Below are 17,059 nucleotides of genomic sequence, written 5' to 3' on the forward strand. Positions count from 1 at the left end.
GAGGATGCTCTGTGGCTGACCTGGTCATGGCGGCGATGACGCCGCACAACCCGCTGCTCTGGCGCGCGATGCGTGAGCCGATGCCCGACGACCTCGCTCCCGTCGCGCGGAACTTCGCCCGCATCCGCGCATCCGTCGCCGCGCACCGTCTCGATGCGCTGATCGTGATCGGCACCGACCACCTGCGGCAGTTCTACTACGACAACTCGCCGGCGTTCGTCGTCGGCACTGCGGAGTCGTACCACGGCACCTGGCAGAACGAGGTGCGCACCTTCGGGATGGAGTATCGCGAGGTGACCGGGCACGCGGCCCTGGCCGCACAGATCGCCGGCGGCTCACTGCTGCCCGAGGCGATCGACTTCTCGATCAGCCGGGAGTGGCGCCTCGACCACAGCTACGTGATCCCGCTGCAGTACGCACGTCCGGAGTTCGACATCCCCGTGGTGCCGATCCACACGAACGCGTCGCTGCCGCCGGTGCCGTCGGCGCGACGGTTCGCAGCGCTGGGCGCGCACCTGCGCGACGCGGTCGAACGGTGGGATTCCGATGCTCGGGTCGGCATCCTCGCTTCTGGCCACATGGCCAACGACGTGGGCGGGCCGCGGACCTTCGCCGGCGCACCGGATCCGGACTTCGACCGCAGCGCGTGGGAGTGGATGCGGGACGGCGACCTGGACGCCGCGATCGCCGGATGCCTCGACGTGGATCGCCTCAACGAAGCCGGGTCGATGACCTACCAGTATCTGAACGCGATCACCGCGCTCGCGGCGATGGGCGCACGGCCAGCCGACTATGCGGATGCCACGCCGTCGCGCTTCGCGAGCAGTCCCTTCTTCCTGTGGGAGGAGCAGTCATGACCGACTACATGATCGGCAAGTTCATCCGCAGCGTCGAGATGGACGATGCTGTGCTGGATCGGTATGTCGCCGACCCGGCAGGGTATGTCCAGGAGTGGCTGGCCGGCGGAACAGGCCCCGAGACGGTGACCGACGACCGCATCCTGACGGAGGCCGAGCAGGCTGCCTTCGCCGCGCGCGACTACGGCGCGCTGTTCCGGCTCGGCGCGCACCCTTACCTGCTGTGGCACTTCACCGAGGCCGTCTACGAGCACGAGTACACCGAGGACTTCGGCTGGCGCGAGTTGGTGGAGAAGTACCGGGCGGCGATCGCCCCGTAGGCCGTACGCGGAAGACGGATGCCGGCGTACTCATCAGTACGCGGGCATCCGTCTTTCTGAGAAGTCAGATCCCTGGAACAGGCTTACTGGAGCGGAACAGGCCGTCCGGGTCGTAGCGGGTGACGACCTCGCGCAGCCGCTCCAGAGACGCGGCCGGGAACAGCTCCTCGGGGTCGCCGAGCGACTCGATGAATCCCGCGAACCTGCCGACGCGGTATGGAGCGACGATCTCGTCGAGCCTGTCCTGATCAGCGAGCACGGCGGTTCGGGCATCCGGGTTGGCGAGGATTCCGACGGAGTACATCGTGACGTCGCCCGGAACGGTCTCCCGCACGCCGCCGCCGCGGACCGCACGGTGCAGCGCTCCGCCGACGTGGCGGAACTGAACGAGCATGAGGGCCTTGCGGGTCATCAGCTCGACGACCTGCGCGATCGTCTCGGGCGTCGGTCGCGACATCTGGGCTGTCGTGCCGCGCGAGGAGACCGGACCCGGCGGGTCGGTCGTGATGCCGGGGATCTCGACCGGAGACATGGCCGCAAACGTGTCGCGGAACGGGCCGAGGGCGTGGAACGGCTCGAGCAGGCGGCGACCCTCGGCCTCGAGGACTGCGGCGTCGATGTCGCCGCCCTCGCCCAGGTACACGCCCATGACCGAGACGAAGGAGCGGCCGCGGATGGCGTCCGGCAGATGCGGGGCATCCGGGAAGTTGTACATCGTGACCCAGGTCGTGAGTTCCTCCGGGGCGTCCGTGAGGAAGTCCGCCCACGTCTGCAGCACCTCGGTGGCCTTGTCTGCCGCGAACGAGAGAGCGCCGCCGTAGACACGGGACTGGCGAACGGTGCCGAACTCGACCGCCGTGACGAGAGCAGCGTTGCCGCCGGCTCCGCGCAGCGCCCAGAACAGGTCGGCGTGGTTCTCGGCATCCGCCCTGACCTGAGTACCGTCGGCGAGCGTGCACTCGATCGCCGTGATGGCGTCCGGCTGCAGCCCGTGCTTGCGGGACAGCCAGCCGATCCCGCTGCCGAGCGAATAGCCGACGACACCGACGGTCGGCGAGGAGCCGTGCCGTGCGGCGAAGCCGGCCTCAGCGAGCTGTGGGACGACCGCGCTCCAGCGCACGCCGGCCCCGACGCGAACGCGGCCGGTCCGGGTATCAACCTTCACCTCGTCGAGCGCGGCGGTGCGCACCAGGAGGGTGTCGGCGAGATCTCCGAGAGTGCTCGCGCCATGCCCTGTGGCCTGTGCGGCGACGCGCAGGCCGTGCGCGCGGGCGTAGCGCACGGCGGCGGCTACTTCGCCGGCGTCGCGTGGGACCGCGATGGCCGAGGGCTGCTGGTCGATCAGCAGGCTGTAGGTCGCGCGCAGCTCGTCCCAGCCCGGATCGGATGCGCGGACGATGCGCACACCGTCGGGTTCGGAGCCGGGCAGGTCGTCTGTCGCGGACAGGAATGAGGTATCGGTCATCACGCCTCCGGGATCGGTGGACACCCTTTTGTATCCAGAATCCAATCATGGCACGAGTTGCAAGGGAGTGGGCGGGTGTCTCCTTTGGGAGGAGGAGACACCCGCCGGGGGCGAGGACTGGGAGATCTCGCCCCACCGGGCCGGACCGGGTTGGGGATGGGAGATGGTCACGGCCCGGACTGCGGATGCCGGCTGGGAATACCGATCACCCGCACCGTCGACACCGGCGCGGTTGCCCCTCCGGCGATGGGCGCCGATGTCGACGGGGTCTTTGGGTGCATCCGGGAGGCCGCGCGTACGCGGGCCTCCCGGACGGGAGTCACGCGACGCGGCGTCGCATGAGTCCGGCGCCTGCCAGCAGCAGGAGAGCGGCGATGGCGGCGAGCAGCGGTGCACCGCCGTTCCCTCCGGTCGAGGCGAGCGTGTCACCGCCCTCCGCCGTCGCCGCGCCGCCACCGTGGGCAGCGGGCTGCGCGGTGCCGGGGTTGGTGCCGGGTTCGGTTCCCGGGTTGGTACCGGGGTCGGTCCCCGGGTCGGTCCCCGGGTCTGTACCGGGGTCGGTTCCCGGGTCGGTGCCGGGGTCGGTCCCCGGGTCTGTACCGGGGTCGGTTCCGGGGTTCGTACCCGGGTCCTCCACCGTGCTCTCGCCGACCACGGAGATGGCGTTGCCGCCGATCGAGATCGGTGCAGTGATCGGCGCGACGATCTGCGTTCCGCCGAGCAGCGAGCCGAGGCCGTCGGTCACCGGGTTCCCCGCGCTGCCGGGCGTGCCGCCCGCCGAGCCGGATCCGCCGGTCACCGTGCTGGTCCCCGCGGCCGAGATGGCGTTTCCGCCGATCGTCACCGGCGCGGTGATCGGTGTGACGACCTGGCTGCCGCCGAGCACTGATCCGTCACCGTCGGTGGTGGCCCCGGGAGCGGGCGCGGAGCCCGTGCCCGACCCGGCCGAACCAGACTTGTCGACCGTGCTGGTGCCCAGTGCGGCGATCGCGTTTCCGCCGACGTTCACGGGTGCGGTGATCGGTGCGACGATCTGCGAGCCTCCGCCGAGCGAGGACCCGCCGTCGGTGGTCGCGGCCGAGCCGGACGCCGGGGGCGTGGTGCCCGGGGAAACCGGTGCGGTGCCGCCGACCGAGCTCTCTCCGAGGACGGAGACCGCGTTGCCAGAGGCGGTGACGGGTGCTGTCACCGGCGCGACGACCTGCGTCCCGCCGAGCGCCCCGTCCGTTCCGTCGGTGCGGGGCGTGCCGGCGTTCGCCGCGGATGCAGGTGCTGCCGGTGCCGTGCCGCCGACGGCGCTGTCACCGAGGACGGAGACCGCGTTGCCGTTCGTCGTGATCGGAGCTGTCACCGGTGCGACGACCTGCGTCCCGCCGAGCGCCGCGCCGGAGCCGCTGGTCGTGGCGTCCGTCGCCGGAGCCGCGGATGCGGCGGGTGCGCCCGCCGATGCTCCCTTCGCATCACTCGTGCCGAGCAGCGCGATCGCGTTGCCGTTCGCCGTGATCGGCGCCGTGATCGGGGCATCCACCTGGGTGCCGGCGGCGATCGACGATCCGCCGTCGGTCCCGGCATCAGTGGTCCCGGCCGCAGGCGCCGCCGGAGCGGAGCCGCCGCCGGAGGCCGTGCTCCTGCCGAGCACGGAGATCGCATTGCCGCCGAGGTCGATCGGCACGCTCACCGGGATGACGGCCTGGGTGCCGCCGGCGACCGATGACCCACCGTCGGTCGTGGCCGTCGACGCGTGAGCCGCAGCGGCGGGTGCCGGCGCGGCGGTGGTGTCGTGGGCGGTGCTGCTCCCGAGCACCGACAGGCTGTTGCCGGTCACGGTGATCGGCGCGTTCACGGCCACGAGGGCCTGGGTTCCCGAGAGCGCTCCCTGAGCTCCGGAGGTGGTGATGAGCGGCTTCGGAGCCGTCGCGGGTGCGGCCGCCGACGCGGGCGCCGGAGCCGACTTCGAGGTGCCGAGCAGGCCGGCCGACACGTTCTTGACCGTGACCGGCACGTTGACGGTCACGACCGCCTGCGAGCCGGATGCCGTACCGCTGCCGCCGCTGGTGTGTGCGGTCGGCGCCGGTGCGGGCTGGGCGGGCGGTGTGCTGGCGGAGGTCGCCTTCGATGTGCCCAGCACGGATACGGCGTTGCCGCCGATCTGCACCGGTGCGCTGATCGGCGCGACCGCCTGAGTGCCGGACAGGATTCCGTCGTGGCCGGATGTCTCGGCCGCGTTCGCGGCCGTGGCGCCGAGCAGCGTGATGCCGCCGGCGATCAGCGTGCCCCACAGGGCCCGCTTGATGATTGCATGCATGGTTCAGTCCCCCTGACTGATGATCGGGTCTCGGATGCTGCGCGCGGACGCGCGCAGCGCTCTGTCGTCGCCCTCAGGCGACAGCGAGACCCCGTCAGTCGGGGGAGACGTCGGAGTCGGCGACGGGCGACGTCGGCAGGACGTCGTCGGTCGCCTGAGCAGCCCCGAGGCCGAGAAGCGCAGGGCTGTGCAGCGCATCATCGATGCGCGCGTTCATGGTCGTCGGGCCACCGCCGGAGCCGCCGACGGACGACGAGGATGCCGGCGCAGGCGCCGGAACGGGCGCGACTGCGGGATCGACGGGATGCGGCTGGGCAGTCGCGTCTCCGGCATCCGCTTCTGCGCCTGCGACCTGTGTCGCGGAGGCGAACAGCGCCGCCAATGCCTCGGATCCCGGCGCAGTCGTGGCCTGCGCAGCCTGAGCCGGCGTCTCGACCGCGGCAGGGGCGGGGGCATCGCCGACGACGGCGGGCGAAGAGGGCTCGGCCGCGGTGCCAGGCACAGCAGGCTCGCTCTCATCCGACGGCGTGATCGCGTCGACCACGGGCGGCAGCACGGCATCCGTCACGTCGGTGACTGCGCCTGTTGCGGCGTCTGCCGTTCCGGCGACATCGCGGACGAGGTCCGTCACGCCCAGGCCGTCGGCGACGTCACCGACGATCGGGACACCGCTGACGACGCCGAGCACGGGATCGAGGGCGGACGAGACCGGGGCATCCCGCAGGATGCCGGTGATCGGGGCAGTCGCTGCCTTGACGGTGTCGCCGGCGGCCTGTGCGACCGGGGCGACGATCCCGCCGATGACGGGGGTCTTGGTGACGGCGGTGACCGCGGTGTCGACCACAGCGGGAACGGCCTTCGCGACCGGCTTGGCAGCCGCGTTCGCGACCGGGGCGACGACCTTCGTGACAACCGGTGCGACCACCTTGGTGACCACGGGCGAGACGACCTTGGTGACGACCGGCTTGACCGGTGCGGTCACGGCCGTGACGGCCGGAGCGACCGCCTTCGTGACCGGCTTCAGCGCATCGGTGACAGGAGAGGTCGCGGTGTGCACCGCGCCGCTGACGGCCGAGGTGAGCGAGCCGAGCGGGTTCTCTGGCTCATCTGCATGGGCGGCGGAGCCGCCGGAGATCAGCGTGATCGTGGCCCAGGCCAGCACTCCGAAGGCGCCCCAGAGGACGGCCGCGGGAATGCGGCGTCGGGACACGACGGCGTTCACGCTGTGCTTCCTCCCCGAAGACGACGATCACCGAGCGCAACGCGCCCATGGCGGGAGACTACCCTCGCGCGGCCGTTCTGTCCACGCTGGATCACAGCGAGCATCGGGGAGCCGTGAAGAAGAAGGGGGCGGATGCCTCTCGGGAGGTGAGAGGCATCCGCCCTCGAATGCCGGCGGCGGGGATGCCGGCCGGCATCCGTGGGGCGATCGCGAGGGAGGGGGGAGGGGTTTCGCGATGCCCCGAGCTGCGGACGGGGACGGGCGCCGGGACGGGGAGGGGGAGGTGTCCCGACGGGTCCGCGCATCCGCACCGGTGATCCGGACCAGAGGTCGACGGAGGCACCGGATGCCGCGATGCGGGGGGCACCGCAGCATGTCGGATGGGCCGCACGGATGCGGCCGGAGGGATCAGTCGGGTGAGACGTCGGTGGTGAAGACCGGCGCCGCGGGCACGACGGACTGCGTCGCCTCAGCGGCGCGCACGGGCGTGCCCTCGTGGATCGGCATGTCGTCGTTGATTCCGGATGCCAGCGCGAGCGGGCCGCTCGAGCTGCTCGGGGTCGTGGTCGACGGAGCGGCCGGCGAATAGGGGCCGGGAAGCTCGAGGTCGGCGGAGGTGTCATCGGACGGCGTCGAATCGTGCGAGTCGGGCGGCGTCGTGCTCTGCGTCGCCACGACGGTCGCGTCGGGGCGGTGCTCGACGACCGCGCGCGTCCATGACGAGGCGACCGCGCTCCGCGCCGAGGGTGCGGTGCGGACGACGCCTGCGGGCGCTGCGCGGTGCTTACCGTGACGGGCTGCGCCGGAGCTCTCGTGTCCGCGGTGCCTGCCGCTGACCTGCTGAGCCTGGGAGCCGCCGTCGCGCCAGTAGCGCGCGTGGTGCGAGGACGGCGGGTGCGATGCGGCCTGATAGGCCTTCTTGACGATCGACTCGGTCCACGCGGCAGCGTTCTTGGCCGCGCCTTCGTTGTCGTACGCGTCGCCGGCGTGATCACCGGCGTCGAACTGCGCCGCGAACGCCGCGAACTCCGCCGGTCGGAGGATCGAGGCCGTGGCATCCGCGCTGTCGTCGGAAGGACGGGATGCGGATGCGGATGCCGCGAGCATCATGGGCTTCGGGACGGTCGACCCCGTGCGAGTCGCGCCCTGCTTGGGCGCGACGGCCTCGTTGCGGGGCGCGTGAGTCGCCTGTGCGAAGCCGCGAACCTGATCGACGACGGCCGGGCCCTTCTTCGCGGTCGCGTGCGTGTTCCCGGGTACGGGTGCCTTCGCCTTCGCGGGCGCCTTTGCCTTCGCTGAAGCCTGGTGGTCGCCGCGGCGGTCTCGTTCCTGCTGCTTCGGGGCCTGCCGGTGGTGCGACGCGGCCTCCTTGTCCGCCCGAGCGGGCGCCTGGTGGGCTGTGCGCTGCGCGTTCTGTGCCGAGGCGGCACCCGGACGGTCGTGCGGCGCGCCGCGATCCGATGCGTGCGCTGCTCCGCCGCCGAAGAGCGCGACCAGCAGGACCCACGCGAGTACGCCGAGTGCACCCCAGAGAGCGACCGTGGGCACACGGCGCCGGGAGGTCACGGCAGTCACTCGACTGTCTCCGTTCGGGTTGAGACGCGGGTCTCGGCTCGTCGTAGTTCGGGATGTTGCGCTTCGCGGTCGGATGACACGCAGATTCCGTACAGGGTACGCCACGAAGCTGAGTCCGTCGAGGGGGATCTTGCGCTCCGGAACGCGGATTCCGGGCGTGTCGACCGCGGCGTCGCGCGGCAGGGCGCGGATCGACGGTTCTCCCCAGGTTGTGCACATCGACACGCGCGGCGAGCAACCTTCAAGCATCGCTTTAAACCGATTTCCATCCACAGGGTGAGGAAAATGAAACTCCCTGTTCATGCACGATAAATAGGTCTTGGAGGGAAACTCTCCACTGGGTTGTCCACAGAGGTTCTTCACAGACACTCCCACGTTGTCCGCACCCTGTCCACAGAGTTATCCACAGGCTGTGTTGCAGTGGCGGGAGCGGACTTCTAGCGTTGGGGAGCGACCGGATGTCGGGGGTGCGTGATTCGCTGTTCACAGCGGCCCGCTACGAGCATCCGATCGCGATCGCGCGACCCCCGAGTCGTGCGTTTCGGAGTGGCCGGAGCCGGAGGGAGCACAGTGTCGATCGCCGACATCACCGAGGACCGGATGGGCGCACCCCGTGGACCGGAGCGCGTACCCCCGCACGATCTGCTCGCAGAGCAGAGCACCCTCGGCGGCATGATGCTCTCGGCCGACGCGGTGGCCGACGTGCTCGAGACTCTCAAAGGCGCCGACTTCTACGTGCCGAAGCACGAGCTGATCTTCGAGGCGGTGCTGTCGCTGTACTCGCACGGCGAGCCGACCGACGTCGTCGCCGTCACCGACGAGCTCATCAAGACCGGCGAGCTGGGCCGCGCCGGCGGCGCGGACTACCTGCACACGCTCACCTCTATCGTTCCCACCGCCGCGAATGCCGGCTACTACGCGGAGATCGTCGCGGAGCGCGCCATCCTGCGCCGCCTGGTGGATGCCGGCACCCGCATCGTGCAGCTCGGCTACGACGGCCAGGGCGACGCGACCGAGATCGTCAACAGCGCCCAGGCGGAGATCTACTCGGTCACCGGTACCGAGACCGCCGAGGACTACGTCCCGCTGACCATCGCCGTCGACGCCGCACTCGAGGAGATCGAGGCGGCGAGCGGCCGCGACGGCACGATGACGGGCGTGCCGACCGGCTTCAAGGAGCTCGACGACCTGACGAACGGCCTGCACGGAGGCCAGATGATCGTCGTCGCCGCGCGTCCCGCCATGGGTAAGTCGACGCTGGCGCTGGACTTCGCCCGCGCGGCATCCATCGCCCACGGCCAGCCGTCGATCTTCTTCTCGCTCGAGATGGGCAAGGCGGAGATCGCCATGCGCCTGCTCAGCGCCGAGGGCGCGGTGCCGCTGCAGAACCTGCGCAAGGGAACGATGGACCAGCGCGACTGGACCACCGTCGCGGCCACCCGAGGTCGCATCAACGACGCACCGCTGTACATCGACGACAGCCCGAACATGACGCTGGTCGAGATCCGCGCGAAGTGCCGCCGACTCAAGCAGCGGGCCGGGCTGAAGATGGTGATCATCGACTACCTGCAGCTGATGACGAGCGGCAAGCGCGTCGAGTCGCGTCAGCAGGAGGTCTCGGAGTTCTCGCGTGCGCTGAAGCTGCTCGCGAAGGAGCTGCAGGTCCCGGTGATCGCGCTCTCGCAGCTGAACCGCGGACCGGAGCAGCGTCAGGACAAGAAGCCCGCGATCAGCGACCTGCGTGAGTCGGGTTCGATCGAGCAGGATGCCGACATGGTGATCCTGCTGCACCGCGACTCCGTCTACGACAAGGACGTGCGTCCTGGCGAGGCCGACCTGATCGTCGCCAAGCACCGTAACGGTCCGACCGCGACGATCAACGTGGCGTTCCAGGGCCACTACTCCCGGTTCATGGATATGGCCCCCGGAGACTTCGGCGGTGGCGGCGGAGGCGGCGACTTCAACTGAGGTCCGCGCGCGTCTGTAGGTTCCGCGTGAACCTGGCAAAATCCGCGCACAGAAGGCAGGCAGTTGGCAGTGCTGCCATCTCGGCGGAGGGCGTCTCATTGATCGGGGGCTGAGCAGTCTGGTCTAATCGGTGGATGGTCGCGAGGTGGTTTGAAGCCGTCCCCAAAGCACGTCCCGGTGACCGTGTCGCCGTGATTTCGCCGGCATCCGCCGCCCCAGCGATCTCACCCGCACTGCACGAGCAGGCGATGCGACGTCTGACCGAGGCAACGGGGCTGATCCCGGTCGAGTACCCGACTACGCGTCAGTTGGGTGCGAGTGCGGAGGCCCGAGCCGCCGACGTGACCGCGGCGTTCGCCGATCCGGATATTCGGGCTGTGTTGGCGACAATCGGTGGCGATGACCAGGTGACGGTGGTCCCGCACGTCGATGCCGGCGTGCTCGCGGCGAACCCGAAGCCGTTCGTCGGATACAGCGACAACACGAACCTGCACAACCTGCTCTGGAATCTCGGCGTGCCGAGCTTCTACGGCGGATCCACTCAGGTGCATCTCGGGCCGGGCCCGTACCTCGACGACGTCCACCTGCGGTCGCTGCGCGCTGCCCTGCTCCACGGCGGCACGCTCGAGCTCACCGAACCCGGCGAGTCCGAGGACTTCGGGCAGCCATGGGACGATCCCCGCGCCCTGACGGAATTCGGCGCGCGCGAGGCCACCGAAGCATGGATCTGGGCTGGTCCAGGCGATGTCGTGTCTGGGAGGAGCTGGGGCGGTTGCATCGAAGTCGTCGACCAGATCGCCGTCGCCGGTCGTATGCCCGCTCTGAGCGACCTGGAGGGCGCGATCCTGCTGCTGGAGACCGGCGGACAGGCACCACCCGCAGTTCACGTCAAGCGCTGGGTGCGCGCCCTGGGCGAGCGCGGAGTGCTCGACGTCGTCGCCGGTGTACTCGTCGCCCGACCTCCGGTCAGCGAACTTGGCGCACCCGTACCGCCCGCGGCTGAGCGTGCGCGACTGCGAGCCGCTCAGCGGGACACGATCATCGAACAGGTCGCCCGGTACAACCCCGCCGCGGTCGTGTGCGTGGGCGTGCCTTTCGGACACACCCGCCCGCAGTGGATCATTCCGCACGGTGGTACCGTCACCCTCGACGGCACGAACCGGACCGTCGTCGGGGAGTACTAGTTCCGGTCGATCGTCCTCGTCATTCCGGGCGAGGTGATCGCCCGTTCTGGTGACGTGTAGGAATCCGCCATCTCGCATGGAATACCGGCTGCGATACCGTTGCCAACTGCGCGCGGAATCGCGCCATTCCCCGCCATCCCGGGCAGGAACCTACATGGCGGCGGAGGCGGCGACTTCAACCGAGGTCGGTGCGTTCTTGTTTTTGGCGGCCACAGTTCGTTTCCCGCTCCGTGACATAGTGCTCGCTGATCTCCCACTGTCTTCACGCCCGTTCACCGCCGTCTGCTCGCCACGATTACGCCCGACTTGCCTGCTGCACTGACCGACGCTCGATGAGCTCCATATGTCTACAGTGTGCGCAAGCACTGAGAATGCTTGGCCCCAACGTCGGAGACCAGCTCTAGAGTGCCAGACACCTCATCCTCAGAGCGATTGGAACCGACATGGCATCGATCCCGACGATTACTTGCCCTTACTGCCGCCACACCTTCGTCGGCGTCAAGGTCACGCGGCATGGGCTCATCCGATGTGGAAAATGTGGCAAGACCATCCGAATCTAGCAACTGGTAGACGTCGACCGGCCGGCAACGGTTGTGTCCGTCCGGAGACTGTGGCTCGCTCCGACCTCGCTGCGCGCCTCAGCGCTCTGGCGGGCAAACCTTAAATGCTCCAGCATTGCTCGTCGCGAGAGTACGCCCTAGTGCCAATGCTGGGTTTAAGCATTAGCCCGGCTATCCTCTAGACATGGCGGCTGAGCGGAGTACTCCATACCTCGAGACTCCTGAGGTTGTTCGCCTTTGTGACCTGCCGTACTCCACGCTCGATTACTGGGTCAGGACTGGGCTGGTTGCGCCATCAGTGCGTGGAGGCAGCGGAAGAAGGCGAACCCGACAGTGGTCAGTCCTCGATGTCGTGTGTGTCCGAGCGTTGAAGGAGCTACGAGACGCCGGGGCTTCGGTGCGTGTTCTGAAGCAAGCACAGGCCATGTTGCGCGACACCTGGTCGGCCACGCTTAGGGATCACATGCTGTACTGGGACGGAGGGGACCTGATACAGGTTGATGAGTGGAAGAACTTGGTCTCACTCATCGCGGCCCCCGGACAAGGTGTGCTTCATATCGTGGCGCTCTCAGTCGACGCTTTGCGCGCGGAAGCGGAGTCGGTTGCTGCTATTAGCGGTGGGGAAACTAGGAGGTCAGCATGAGTCTGGTACTCGAATCGCATGGCGTGGGCGAGTTGGATATCGACTATTCACGCGCTACACAGCTCTCGACCATTGGTTCGATGGCGGATGCGGTCCTGCGGGAGCTCATCATCATCGAGCTAGGGACGCTCGACTCGGACAAGTTGGTCGCGGTCCCGCAGGCCGCTCGGATCTTCCGCCTGGCGGCGACTCAGTATGCGCACCGGCGCACCATCTGGGACGCGCACTCGGTGCTTGATGACTTGGTCCACTTCTCCTCGCCCGGTTCGGACGATATTGGCGGAGCACCCGAACCGCAGGTCGATGATCTCCAGCCCTGGCTGGTGGGACTAGCAGGTGCCCTGGAGTCGCTCACGGAACAGGTACCGAACCCTGACGCGATTGATCTCGTGCGAAGGGAATTTACGCAAATCTCGCAGTCGACCATGCGGTCAGCTTCGCGCATGGTCAGCGGACACACCTTCCTCGCATAGTCGTGGAGAATCTTGGGCTGCTGCTCGCTCGCACCGAAACGAGGCTTGAGAGCGTCAAGCGACACATTGAAGGGCTCCCCGACGGCCGCGGTGGGGAGTGGAAGGAACTCCTGCGGCACGTACATGGCGAGTTCAGGAGTGACGCCGATACGATCGTCAGCGATATCTCCGTGGCCGAGGGGGTGGAAGAACCCGCCCGAGGGCAACTGCGAGCAAACGCGGGCCAGAGGCTAGAACGACTACAGATCCTCCTAGATGCACTTCACGCCAAAATGGCGACCTATCGTGACGCCGTCGCGCGGGCGGACGTGCCCGTCGGTCTTCAGCACCTTGTGGATGTGCTCATAGATCAGGTCGTCATCGACTCAGGCGATCCCATCATCCATCTCGACACCAGAAACATGTACTCGACCATCGACCTTGTTGGCCCGATGGATGAGCTCCTTGCGGCACTTGGGCCGCAAGGCCGGATGTACTCGGGGCGCCACCCGATCGCCTTCAACCTGCCTGCCCTGGATCCAAACAATGTGCTTCTCTCTCCCGTGCTGGCGCACGAAGTTGCGCATACCGCGGTGACACGCGAGCTGCTGAAGAAGCTGCAAGACCGGATCCAAAGCGGGCCGGCAGGAAGGCAGATTGACGATGCCTTTGCGCGGCTAGGCTTCGGTGGCGATCAGCAGCAGACGGCGGGGCTGGCGCAGGCTTTCCAGGCATGGTCGGCAGAACTGTTGTGCGATGCGATTGCGATCGCCCTGACCGGTCCGAGCTTCCTGTTCGCATTCGCTGCGTTCGTCCCTCCGACCGCTGTTGCGGCAGCCGGAAGATCGCATCCGGACATTCAGGATCGCATTGGTTTCGCGCTTGACGTCGTAGACAGCTACGGTTGGACGCCATTCATCGAAGATCGAGCCCCCAATCTGACGAAGTGGTTCCGTGAGGTCTCGACCCAGCCTGTTCTCACCGGCAGACCAGAGGAGACCTTTCTCCGGGAAGCAATCTCTGCTAGTGCAGCAGAGAGGAAGCAGATCGCTTCGCAGCATATTGTCAGCCCATTGGACCCACAAGAGGGCGCTCGAATCGATCAAGCGGCTACATGGCTTGCTCAAGGTGTACCGCTGGTCGATATCGACGGCGTCGTGCTCTCTCCATGGCAGGTCGTGCTCGCAGGTTGGATGGCGTCAATCTCCGTGCGGGGCGATGAATCGCCGACTGTCGCGCTGGCAGCAGGAGACCAGGACTATAACGCTGTGATCGTAAAGGCGATCGAGTACTCCCAGATCGTGTCCGAATGGAGGGCGAAATGACCGCGCTCACGGACACCGATATCCGCTTGATGCTTGCCGAAACCAACCCGTCGAGGCAGCTCATCATCACGCCCTTACTAGATCCGGAAAAGCAAGTCGGCCCGGGGAGCATCGACCTTCGCCTCGGCACGGAGTTCTTGGAGACACCGCGTCAAAACAGCGCCTCGATTGATCCGTTCGCTGAGAAAGACCCGCGCGCACGTCCAGTCGCTGACCTGCGCACTTACGTGCCGCTTGGGGATCAGTATGTGCTCCACCCGGGACAATTTGCGCTGGGAGCGACTCTCGAATTTGTCGTGCTCCCGGACGACGTGATCGGTCAGGTTCTGAGTCGTTCATCGTGGGGGCGACTCGGGCTTCTCGTTGCTACTGCCGTAGCCGTTCAGCCCGGGTTCCGTGGCTCCCTCACCCTTGAGCTTGTCAACGCGGGCATGGTGCCCATTGTGCTCCGTCCAGGCTTGCGGATCGCCCAGCTTCAGCTTTGGCGCACGGCACAATCCGCGGGCGCGCCGTACTCGACCAACGGAAAGTACCGTGCGCCTCTCGGGCCAGAGAGCAACCGACTTGCTTGGGAGCATGAGGAGCGTGAGCGACTCATCACGATCACGAACAAGATGCATGCCCGCGGGGCGAAGGTGCCCGCAGGCGACGATGCCGATGCCTGATTGGGAGCGTTGCCCTCCGGCCGTTGCCCTTGAAAGACGCGAGACCACCTGCGATCAGCGGGAAGACTACCAACGTGGCAGTTTGCGAGCAAGAGTCAGGGCCTGGGCGTTGATATTGGCGGCCAGCGATCTAGATCTCCCACAGCCCGGCGGAATGCTCCGACCGTCCAACGGCGGCGGCGAGTGCACTCGAATTCAACTGAGGTCCGCCCGCAGGCGCTCCGCCTGACGCAGCAGATACTGCTGCTCGAGCACGCTGGTCGCGCGGCGCGCGGCCTCAGCGTACTCCGCGGCGGCAGCATCCGTCTCTCCCGCCCGTTCGTGCAGGTAGGCGAGCGCCGCGTGGTAGCGCGGCACGTCGTCGTCCACTGCGGCGAGGGCGGCGAGGCCCGCCCGCGCGCCGTCGGCCTCGCCCACGGCGACGGCGCGGCCGAGGCGGATCACCGGTGAGTCCCCAAAGGCGAGGAGCTCGTCGTACCACTCGACGATCTGCACCCAGTCGGTCTCGGCGGCGGTCTGCGCGTCGGCGTGCAGCGCCGCGATCGCCGCCTGCGCCTGGTACTGCCCGAGTCGATCGAGCATCAGGGCGGACTGCAGGATGTCCACTCCCTCGGCGATCGCGCGCTCGTCCCAGAGCGAGCGGTCCTGATCGGCCAGCGGGATGAGCTGCCCGTCGATCACGCGAGCCGGGCGCCGAGCGTGATGCAGCAGCATGAGCGCCAGCAGTCCGCGCACTTCGGGCTCGTCAGTCAGCGCGGCGAGCTGCCGTGTGACGCGGATCGCCTCGGCGGCGATGTCGATCTCGCCCGAGTAGCCCTCGTTGAACATCAGGTAGAGCACGCGCATCACGCGGGAAAGGTCGCCGGACTCATCGAGCGGGATGCCGGCCAGCCGCTGCTTCGCGCGGCTGATGCGCTGCGCCATCGTCGCCTCGGACACCAGGTAGGCGTCGGCGATCTGCCGTGTGGTCAGGCCGGCGACCGCCCGCAGCGTCAGGGCGATCGCCGCCGCCGACGTCAGCACCGGATGCGTGCAGAGGAAGTAGAGGGCGAGGGTGTCGTCGTGCTGCGGCACCGGTCCGGGCTCGGGCTCGTACGAGATCCGCTCCTCGCGGGCCACGCGCGCCGTGTCACTGCGCACCTGATCGAGGAATGCGCGCCACGCGACGGTGACGAGCCACGCCCGGACGTCGCGGATCTCCGTCTGCCCTGGCCGCTCGAGCGCGTGCAGCAGCGCCGTCTGCGCGGCATCCTCGGCCGACGCGAAGTCGGCTCCGCGCCGGACGAGGATGCCCACGACATCCGGGATCGCGCGACGCAGCGCCGCGGCGTCCATCGGAGTCATCGATCTCACGCAGCGTCGGCGGGCGGCGCGCTCATCACCTCGCGCAGCTCCAGCCACTCGCCGAGCGGCTCGCCGCCGGCCCACGGAGCGGCGGACAGCTCGGATGCGATCTCGAGCGCTCGCTCGTACGAGTCGACCTCGACGAGCATCCACCCGGCGATGAGATCCTTCGTCTCGGCGAACGGTCCGTCGACGACGGGCGGGCGCCCCTCGCCGTCGTACCGGACCCAGGAGCCCGCCATTGAGAGCCCCTCCGCGGAGACCAGCTCGCCGGACGCGTTGAGCCGCTCCTCCATGTCGTGCATGTGCTGGATGTGCGCGGCCCACTCGCTCGGCGTGAGCTGGTCCATCGGGACCGCGTTCGTCGAGGGGCGTCCGCCGCGGTAGTGCTTGAGCATCAGATACTTGGCCATGATGACCTCCTGTTCGGTGCGGCCCCATTCTGGCCGCTTCACAGGGGAGACGGAACAGGCGGGGCGTTCTCGACATCGCTCCGGAAGATTTCTTGATCCGATTTCCGGCGCGGTGTCGATCCGGTACGTTCCTGTTCGACGTCTGAGTGAGGCCGCATCACGGCCGCCACGAACAAGGAGCATCATGACCAGCAAGCTCGTCTACACCGGATTCCTCACCGTCGACGGCATCGTCGACTCGCCCGGTTCCTCCCGCGAGGGGCATCCCGGCGGCGGGTGGGTGTTCGACACCCCGTTCCTTCCTGAGGCCTACTCGCTGAAGGGCGAGGAGCTCGGCGAGACCACAGCGCTGATGTTCGGCCGCCGCAGCTACGACGCGTTCTCCGCGGTGTGGCCCGGATCCGACGACCACGCCGACTACCGCGACCTTCCGAAGTACGTCGTCTCGACCTCGATCCGCGACGAGGACCTCGTCAGCGGCTGGGGTCCGCAGCACATCCTGCGCAGCACCGAGGATGTCGCGCGGCTGAAGGAGTCCGTCGACGGCGGGATCTTCATCCACGGCAGCGCCGAACTCGCCACCCGCCTCGGCGAGGCCGACCTCATCGACCAGTACAACCTGCTGATGTTCCCTTACCTGCTCGGCGGCGGCAAGAGCGTCTTCCGTTCCGACGAGCTCGGGCGGCGGAACCTCAAGCTGCGTGAGTCCGATGTGTACGAGAACGGCGTGGTGAAGCTCGTCTACGACGTGCAGCGCTGAC

General features: G+C 68.2%; 15 protein-coding genes. 9 read left to right on the plus strand and 6 right to left on the minus strand.

Going from position 1 to position 17,059, the window contains the following annotated elements:
- Positions 1–11 precede the first annotated feature (11 nt).
- On the plus strand, positions 12–857 hold the full coding sequence (locus tag ACFVDO_RS07410) for a hypothetical protein (protein WP_378855310.1): 846 nt from the start codon (positions 12–14) through the stop codon (positions 855–857).
- Positions 854–1,177 (plus strand): hypothetical protein, encoded by a 324-nt coding sequence (locus ACFVDO_RS07415; protein WP_378855305.1) that lies wholly within the window; start codon positions 854–856, stop codon positions 1,175–1,177. The genes ACFVDO_RS07410 and ACFVDO_RS07415 overlap by 4 nt, the downstream gene beginning before the upstream one ends.
- Positions 1,178–1,241: 64 nt before the next feature.
- Here the strand turns inward: ACFVDO_RS07415 and ACFVDO_RS07420 are convergent, their stop codons facing one another.
- The 4 genes from ACFVDO_RS07420 to ACFVDO_RS07435 form a co-directional block, all read right to left on the minus strand.
- Positions 1,242–2,642 (minus strand): FAD-binding oxidoreductase, encoded by a 1,401-nt coding sequence (locus ACFVDO_RS07420; RefSeq protein ID WP_378855303.1) that lies wholly within the window; start codon positions 2,640–2,642, stop codon positions 1,242–1,244.
- Positions 2,643–2,961: 319 nt separating this feature from the next.
- A complete protein-coding gene (locus ACFVDO_RS07425; protein WP_378886850.1) occupies positions 2,962–4,947 on the minus strand; it encodes a beta strand repeat-containing protein in 1,986 nt (661 codons plus the stop codon).
- A 94-nt stretch (positions 4,948–5,041) separates the two neighbouring features.
- Complete coding sequence (locus ACFVDO_RS07430) at positions 5,042–6,169, minus strand: hypothetical protein (RefSeq protein WP_378855299.1); 1,128 nt, start codon at positions 6,167–6,169, stop codon at positions 5,042–5,044.
- 408 nt (positions 6,170–6,577) lie between these two features.
- On the minus strand, positions 6,578–7,735 hold the full coding sequence (locus tag ACFVDO_RS07435; protein ID WP_378855297.1) for a hypothetical protein: 1,158 nt from the start codon (positions 7,733–7,735) through the stop codon (positions 6,578–6,580).
- 609 nt (positions 7,736–8,344) lie between these two features.
- On the opposite strand from ACFVDO_RS07435, the gene dnaB reads away from it, so the two are divergent.
- From dnaB to dcd, 6 genes are all read left to right on the plus strand, one after another.
- Positions 8,345–9,712 carry a replicative DNA helicase gene (gene dnaB, locus ACFVDO_RS07440; protein WP_378855414.1) on the plus strand — a complete coding sequence of 456 codons (1,368 nt, stop codon included), beginning with the start codon at positions 8,345–8,347 and terminating at the stop codon, positions 9,710–9,712.
- A gap of 134 nt (positions 9,713–9,846) precedes the next feature.
- Positions 9,847–10,896 (plus strand): S66 peptidase family protein, encoded by a 1,050-nt coding sequence (locus ACFVDO_RS07445; RefSeq protein ID WP_378855295.1) that lies wholly within the window; start codon positions 9,847–9,849, stop codon positions 10,894–10,896.
- A 744-nt stretch (positions 10,897–11,640) separates the two neighbouring features.
- A complete protein-coding gene (locus ACFVDO_RS07450) occupies positions 11,641–12,099 on the plus strand; it encodes a MerR family transcriptional regulator (RefSeq protein ID WP_378855293.1) in 459 nt (152 codons plus the stop codon).
- Positions 12,096–12,572 (plus strand): hypothetical protein, encoded by a 477-nt coding sequence (locus tag ACFVDO_RS07455; protein WP_378855291.1) that lies wholly within the window; start codon positions 12,096–12,098, stop codon positions 12,570–12,572. Before ACFVDO_RS07450 ends, ACFVDO_RS07455 begins: the two co-directional genes overlap by 4 nt.
- A 2-nt stretch (positions 12,573–12,574) precedes the next feature.
- The gene (locus ACFVDO_RS07460) at positions 12,575–13,876 is read left to right on the plus strand and encodes a hypothetical protein (RefSeq protein ID WP_378855289.1); all 1,302 of its coding nucleotides are present in this window, start codon (positions 12,575–12,577) and stop codon (positions 13,874–13,876) included.
- A complete protein-coding gene (gene dcd, locus ACFVDO_RS07465; RefSeq protein ID WP_378855287.1) occupies positions 13,873–14,541 on the plus strand; it encodes a dCTP deaminase in 669 nt (222 codons plus the stop codon). The genes ACFVDO_RS07460 and dcd overlap by 4 nt, the downstream gene beginning before the upstream one ends.
- A gap of 195 nt (positions 14,542–14,736) precedes the next feature.
- Here dcd and ACFVDO_RS07470 read toward each other — a convergent pair whose 3' ends face one another.
- Positions 14,737–15,876, minus strand: coding sequence for an RNA polymerase sigma factor (locus tag ACFVDO_RS07470; RefSeq protein ID WP_378855412.1), 1,140 nt, complete (start codon positions 15,874–15,876; stop codon positions 14,737–14,739).
- 14 nt (positions 15,877–15,890) lie between these two features.
- On the minus strand, positions 15,891–16,298 hold the full coding sequence (locus tag ACFVDO_RS07475; protein ID WP_378855285.1) for a YciI family protein: 408 nt from the start codon (positions 16,296–16,298) through the stop codon (positions 15,891–15,893).
- Positions 16,299–16,482: 184 nt separating this feature from the next.
- Between ACFVDO_RS07475 and ACFVDO_RS07480 the strand changes: the two genes are divergently transcribed.
- Positions 16,483–17,058: a dihydrofolate reductase family protein gene (locus tag ACFVDO_RS07480; RefSeq protein WP_378855283.1), complete on the plus strand. Its 576-nt coding sequence runs from the start codon at positions 16,483–16,485 to the stop codon at positions 17,056–17,058.
- The last annotated feature ends 1 nt before the right edge of the window (position 17,059 follow it).

Source organism: Microbacterium sp. NPDC057741 (assembly GCF_042798735.1).
In the GTDB taxonomy this organism is placed as follows: domain Bacteria; phylum Actinomycetota; class Actinomycetes; order Actinomycetales; family Microbacteriaceae; genus Microbacterium.

Bases quoted from the DNA above. Each gene is read 5' to 3' on its own strand.
- ACFVDO_RS07455 (WP_378855291.1), top strand. From the start codon at position 12,096: ATGAGTCTGGTACTCGAATCGCATGGCGTGGGCGAGTTGGATATCGAC.
- ACFVDO_RS07475 (WP_378855285.1), bottom strand. From the start codon at position 16,298: ATGGCCAAGTATCTGATGCTCAAGCACTACCGCGGCGGACGCCCCTCG.
- dnaB (WP_378855414.1), top strand. From the start codon at position 8,345: ATGGGCGCACCCCGTGGACCGGAGCGCGTACCCCCGCACGATCTGCTC.
- ACFVDO_RS07470 (WP_378855412.1), bottom strand. From the start codon at position 15,876: ATGGACGCCGCGGCGCTGCGTCGCGCGATCCCGGATGTCGTGGGCATC.
- ACFVDO_RS07480 (WP_378855283.1), top strand. From the start codon at position 16,483: ATGACCAGCAAGCTCGTCTACACCGGATTCCTCACCGTCGACGGCATC.
- ACFVDO_RS07415 (WP_378855305.1), top strand. From the start codon at position 854: ATGACCGACTACATGATCGGCAAGTTCATCCGCAGCGTCGAGATGGAC.
- ACFVDO_RS07445 (WP_378855295.1), top strand. From the start codon at position 9,847: ATGGTCGCGAGGTGGTTTGAAGCCGTCCCCAAAGCACGTCCCGGTGAC.
- ACFVDO_RS07450 (WP_378855293.1), top strand. From the start codon at position 11,641: ATGGCGGCTGAGCGGAGTACTCCATACCTCGAGACTCCTGAGGTTGTT.
- ACFVDO_RS07425 (WP_378886850.1), bottom strand. From the start codon at position 4,947: ATGCATGCAATCATCAAGCGGGCCCTGTGGGGCACGCTGATCGCCGGC.
- dcd (WP_378855287.1), top strand. From the start codon at position 13,873: ATGACCGCGCTCACGGACACCGATATCCGCTTGATGCTTGCCGAAACC.
- ACFVDO_RS07420 (WP_378855303.1), bottom strand. From the start codon at position 2,642: ATGACCGATACCTCATTCCTGTCCGCGACAGACGACCTGCCCGGCTCC.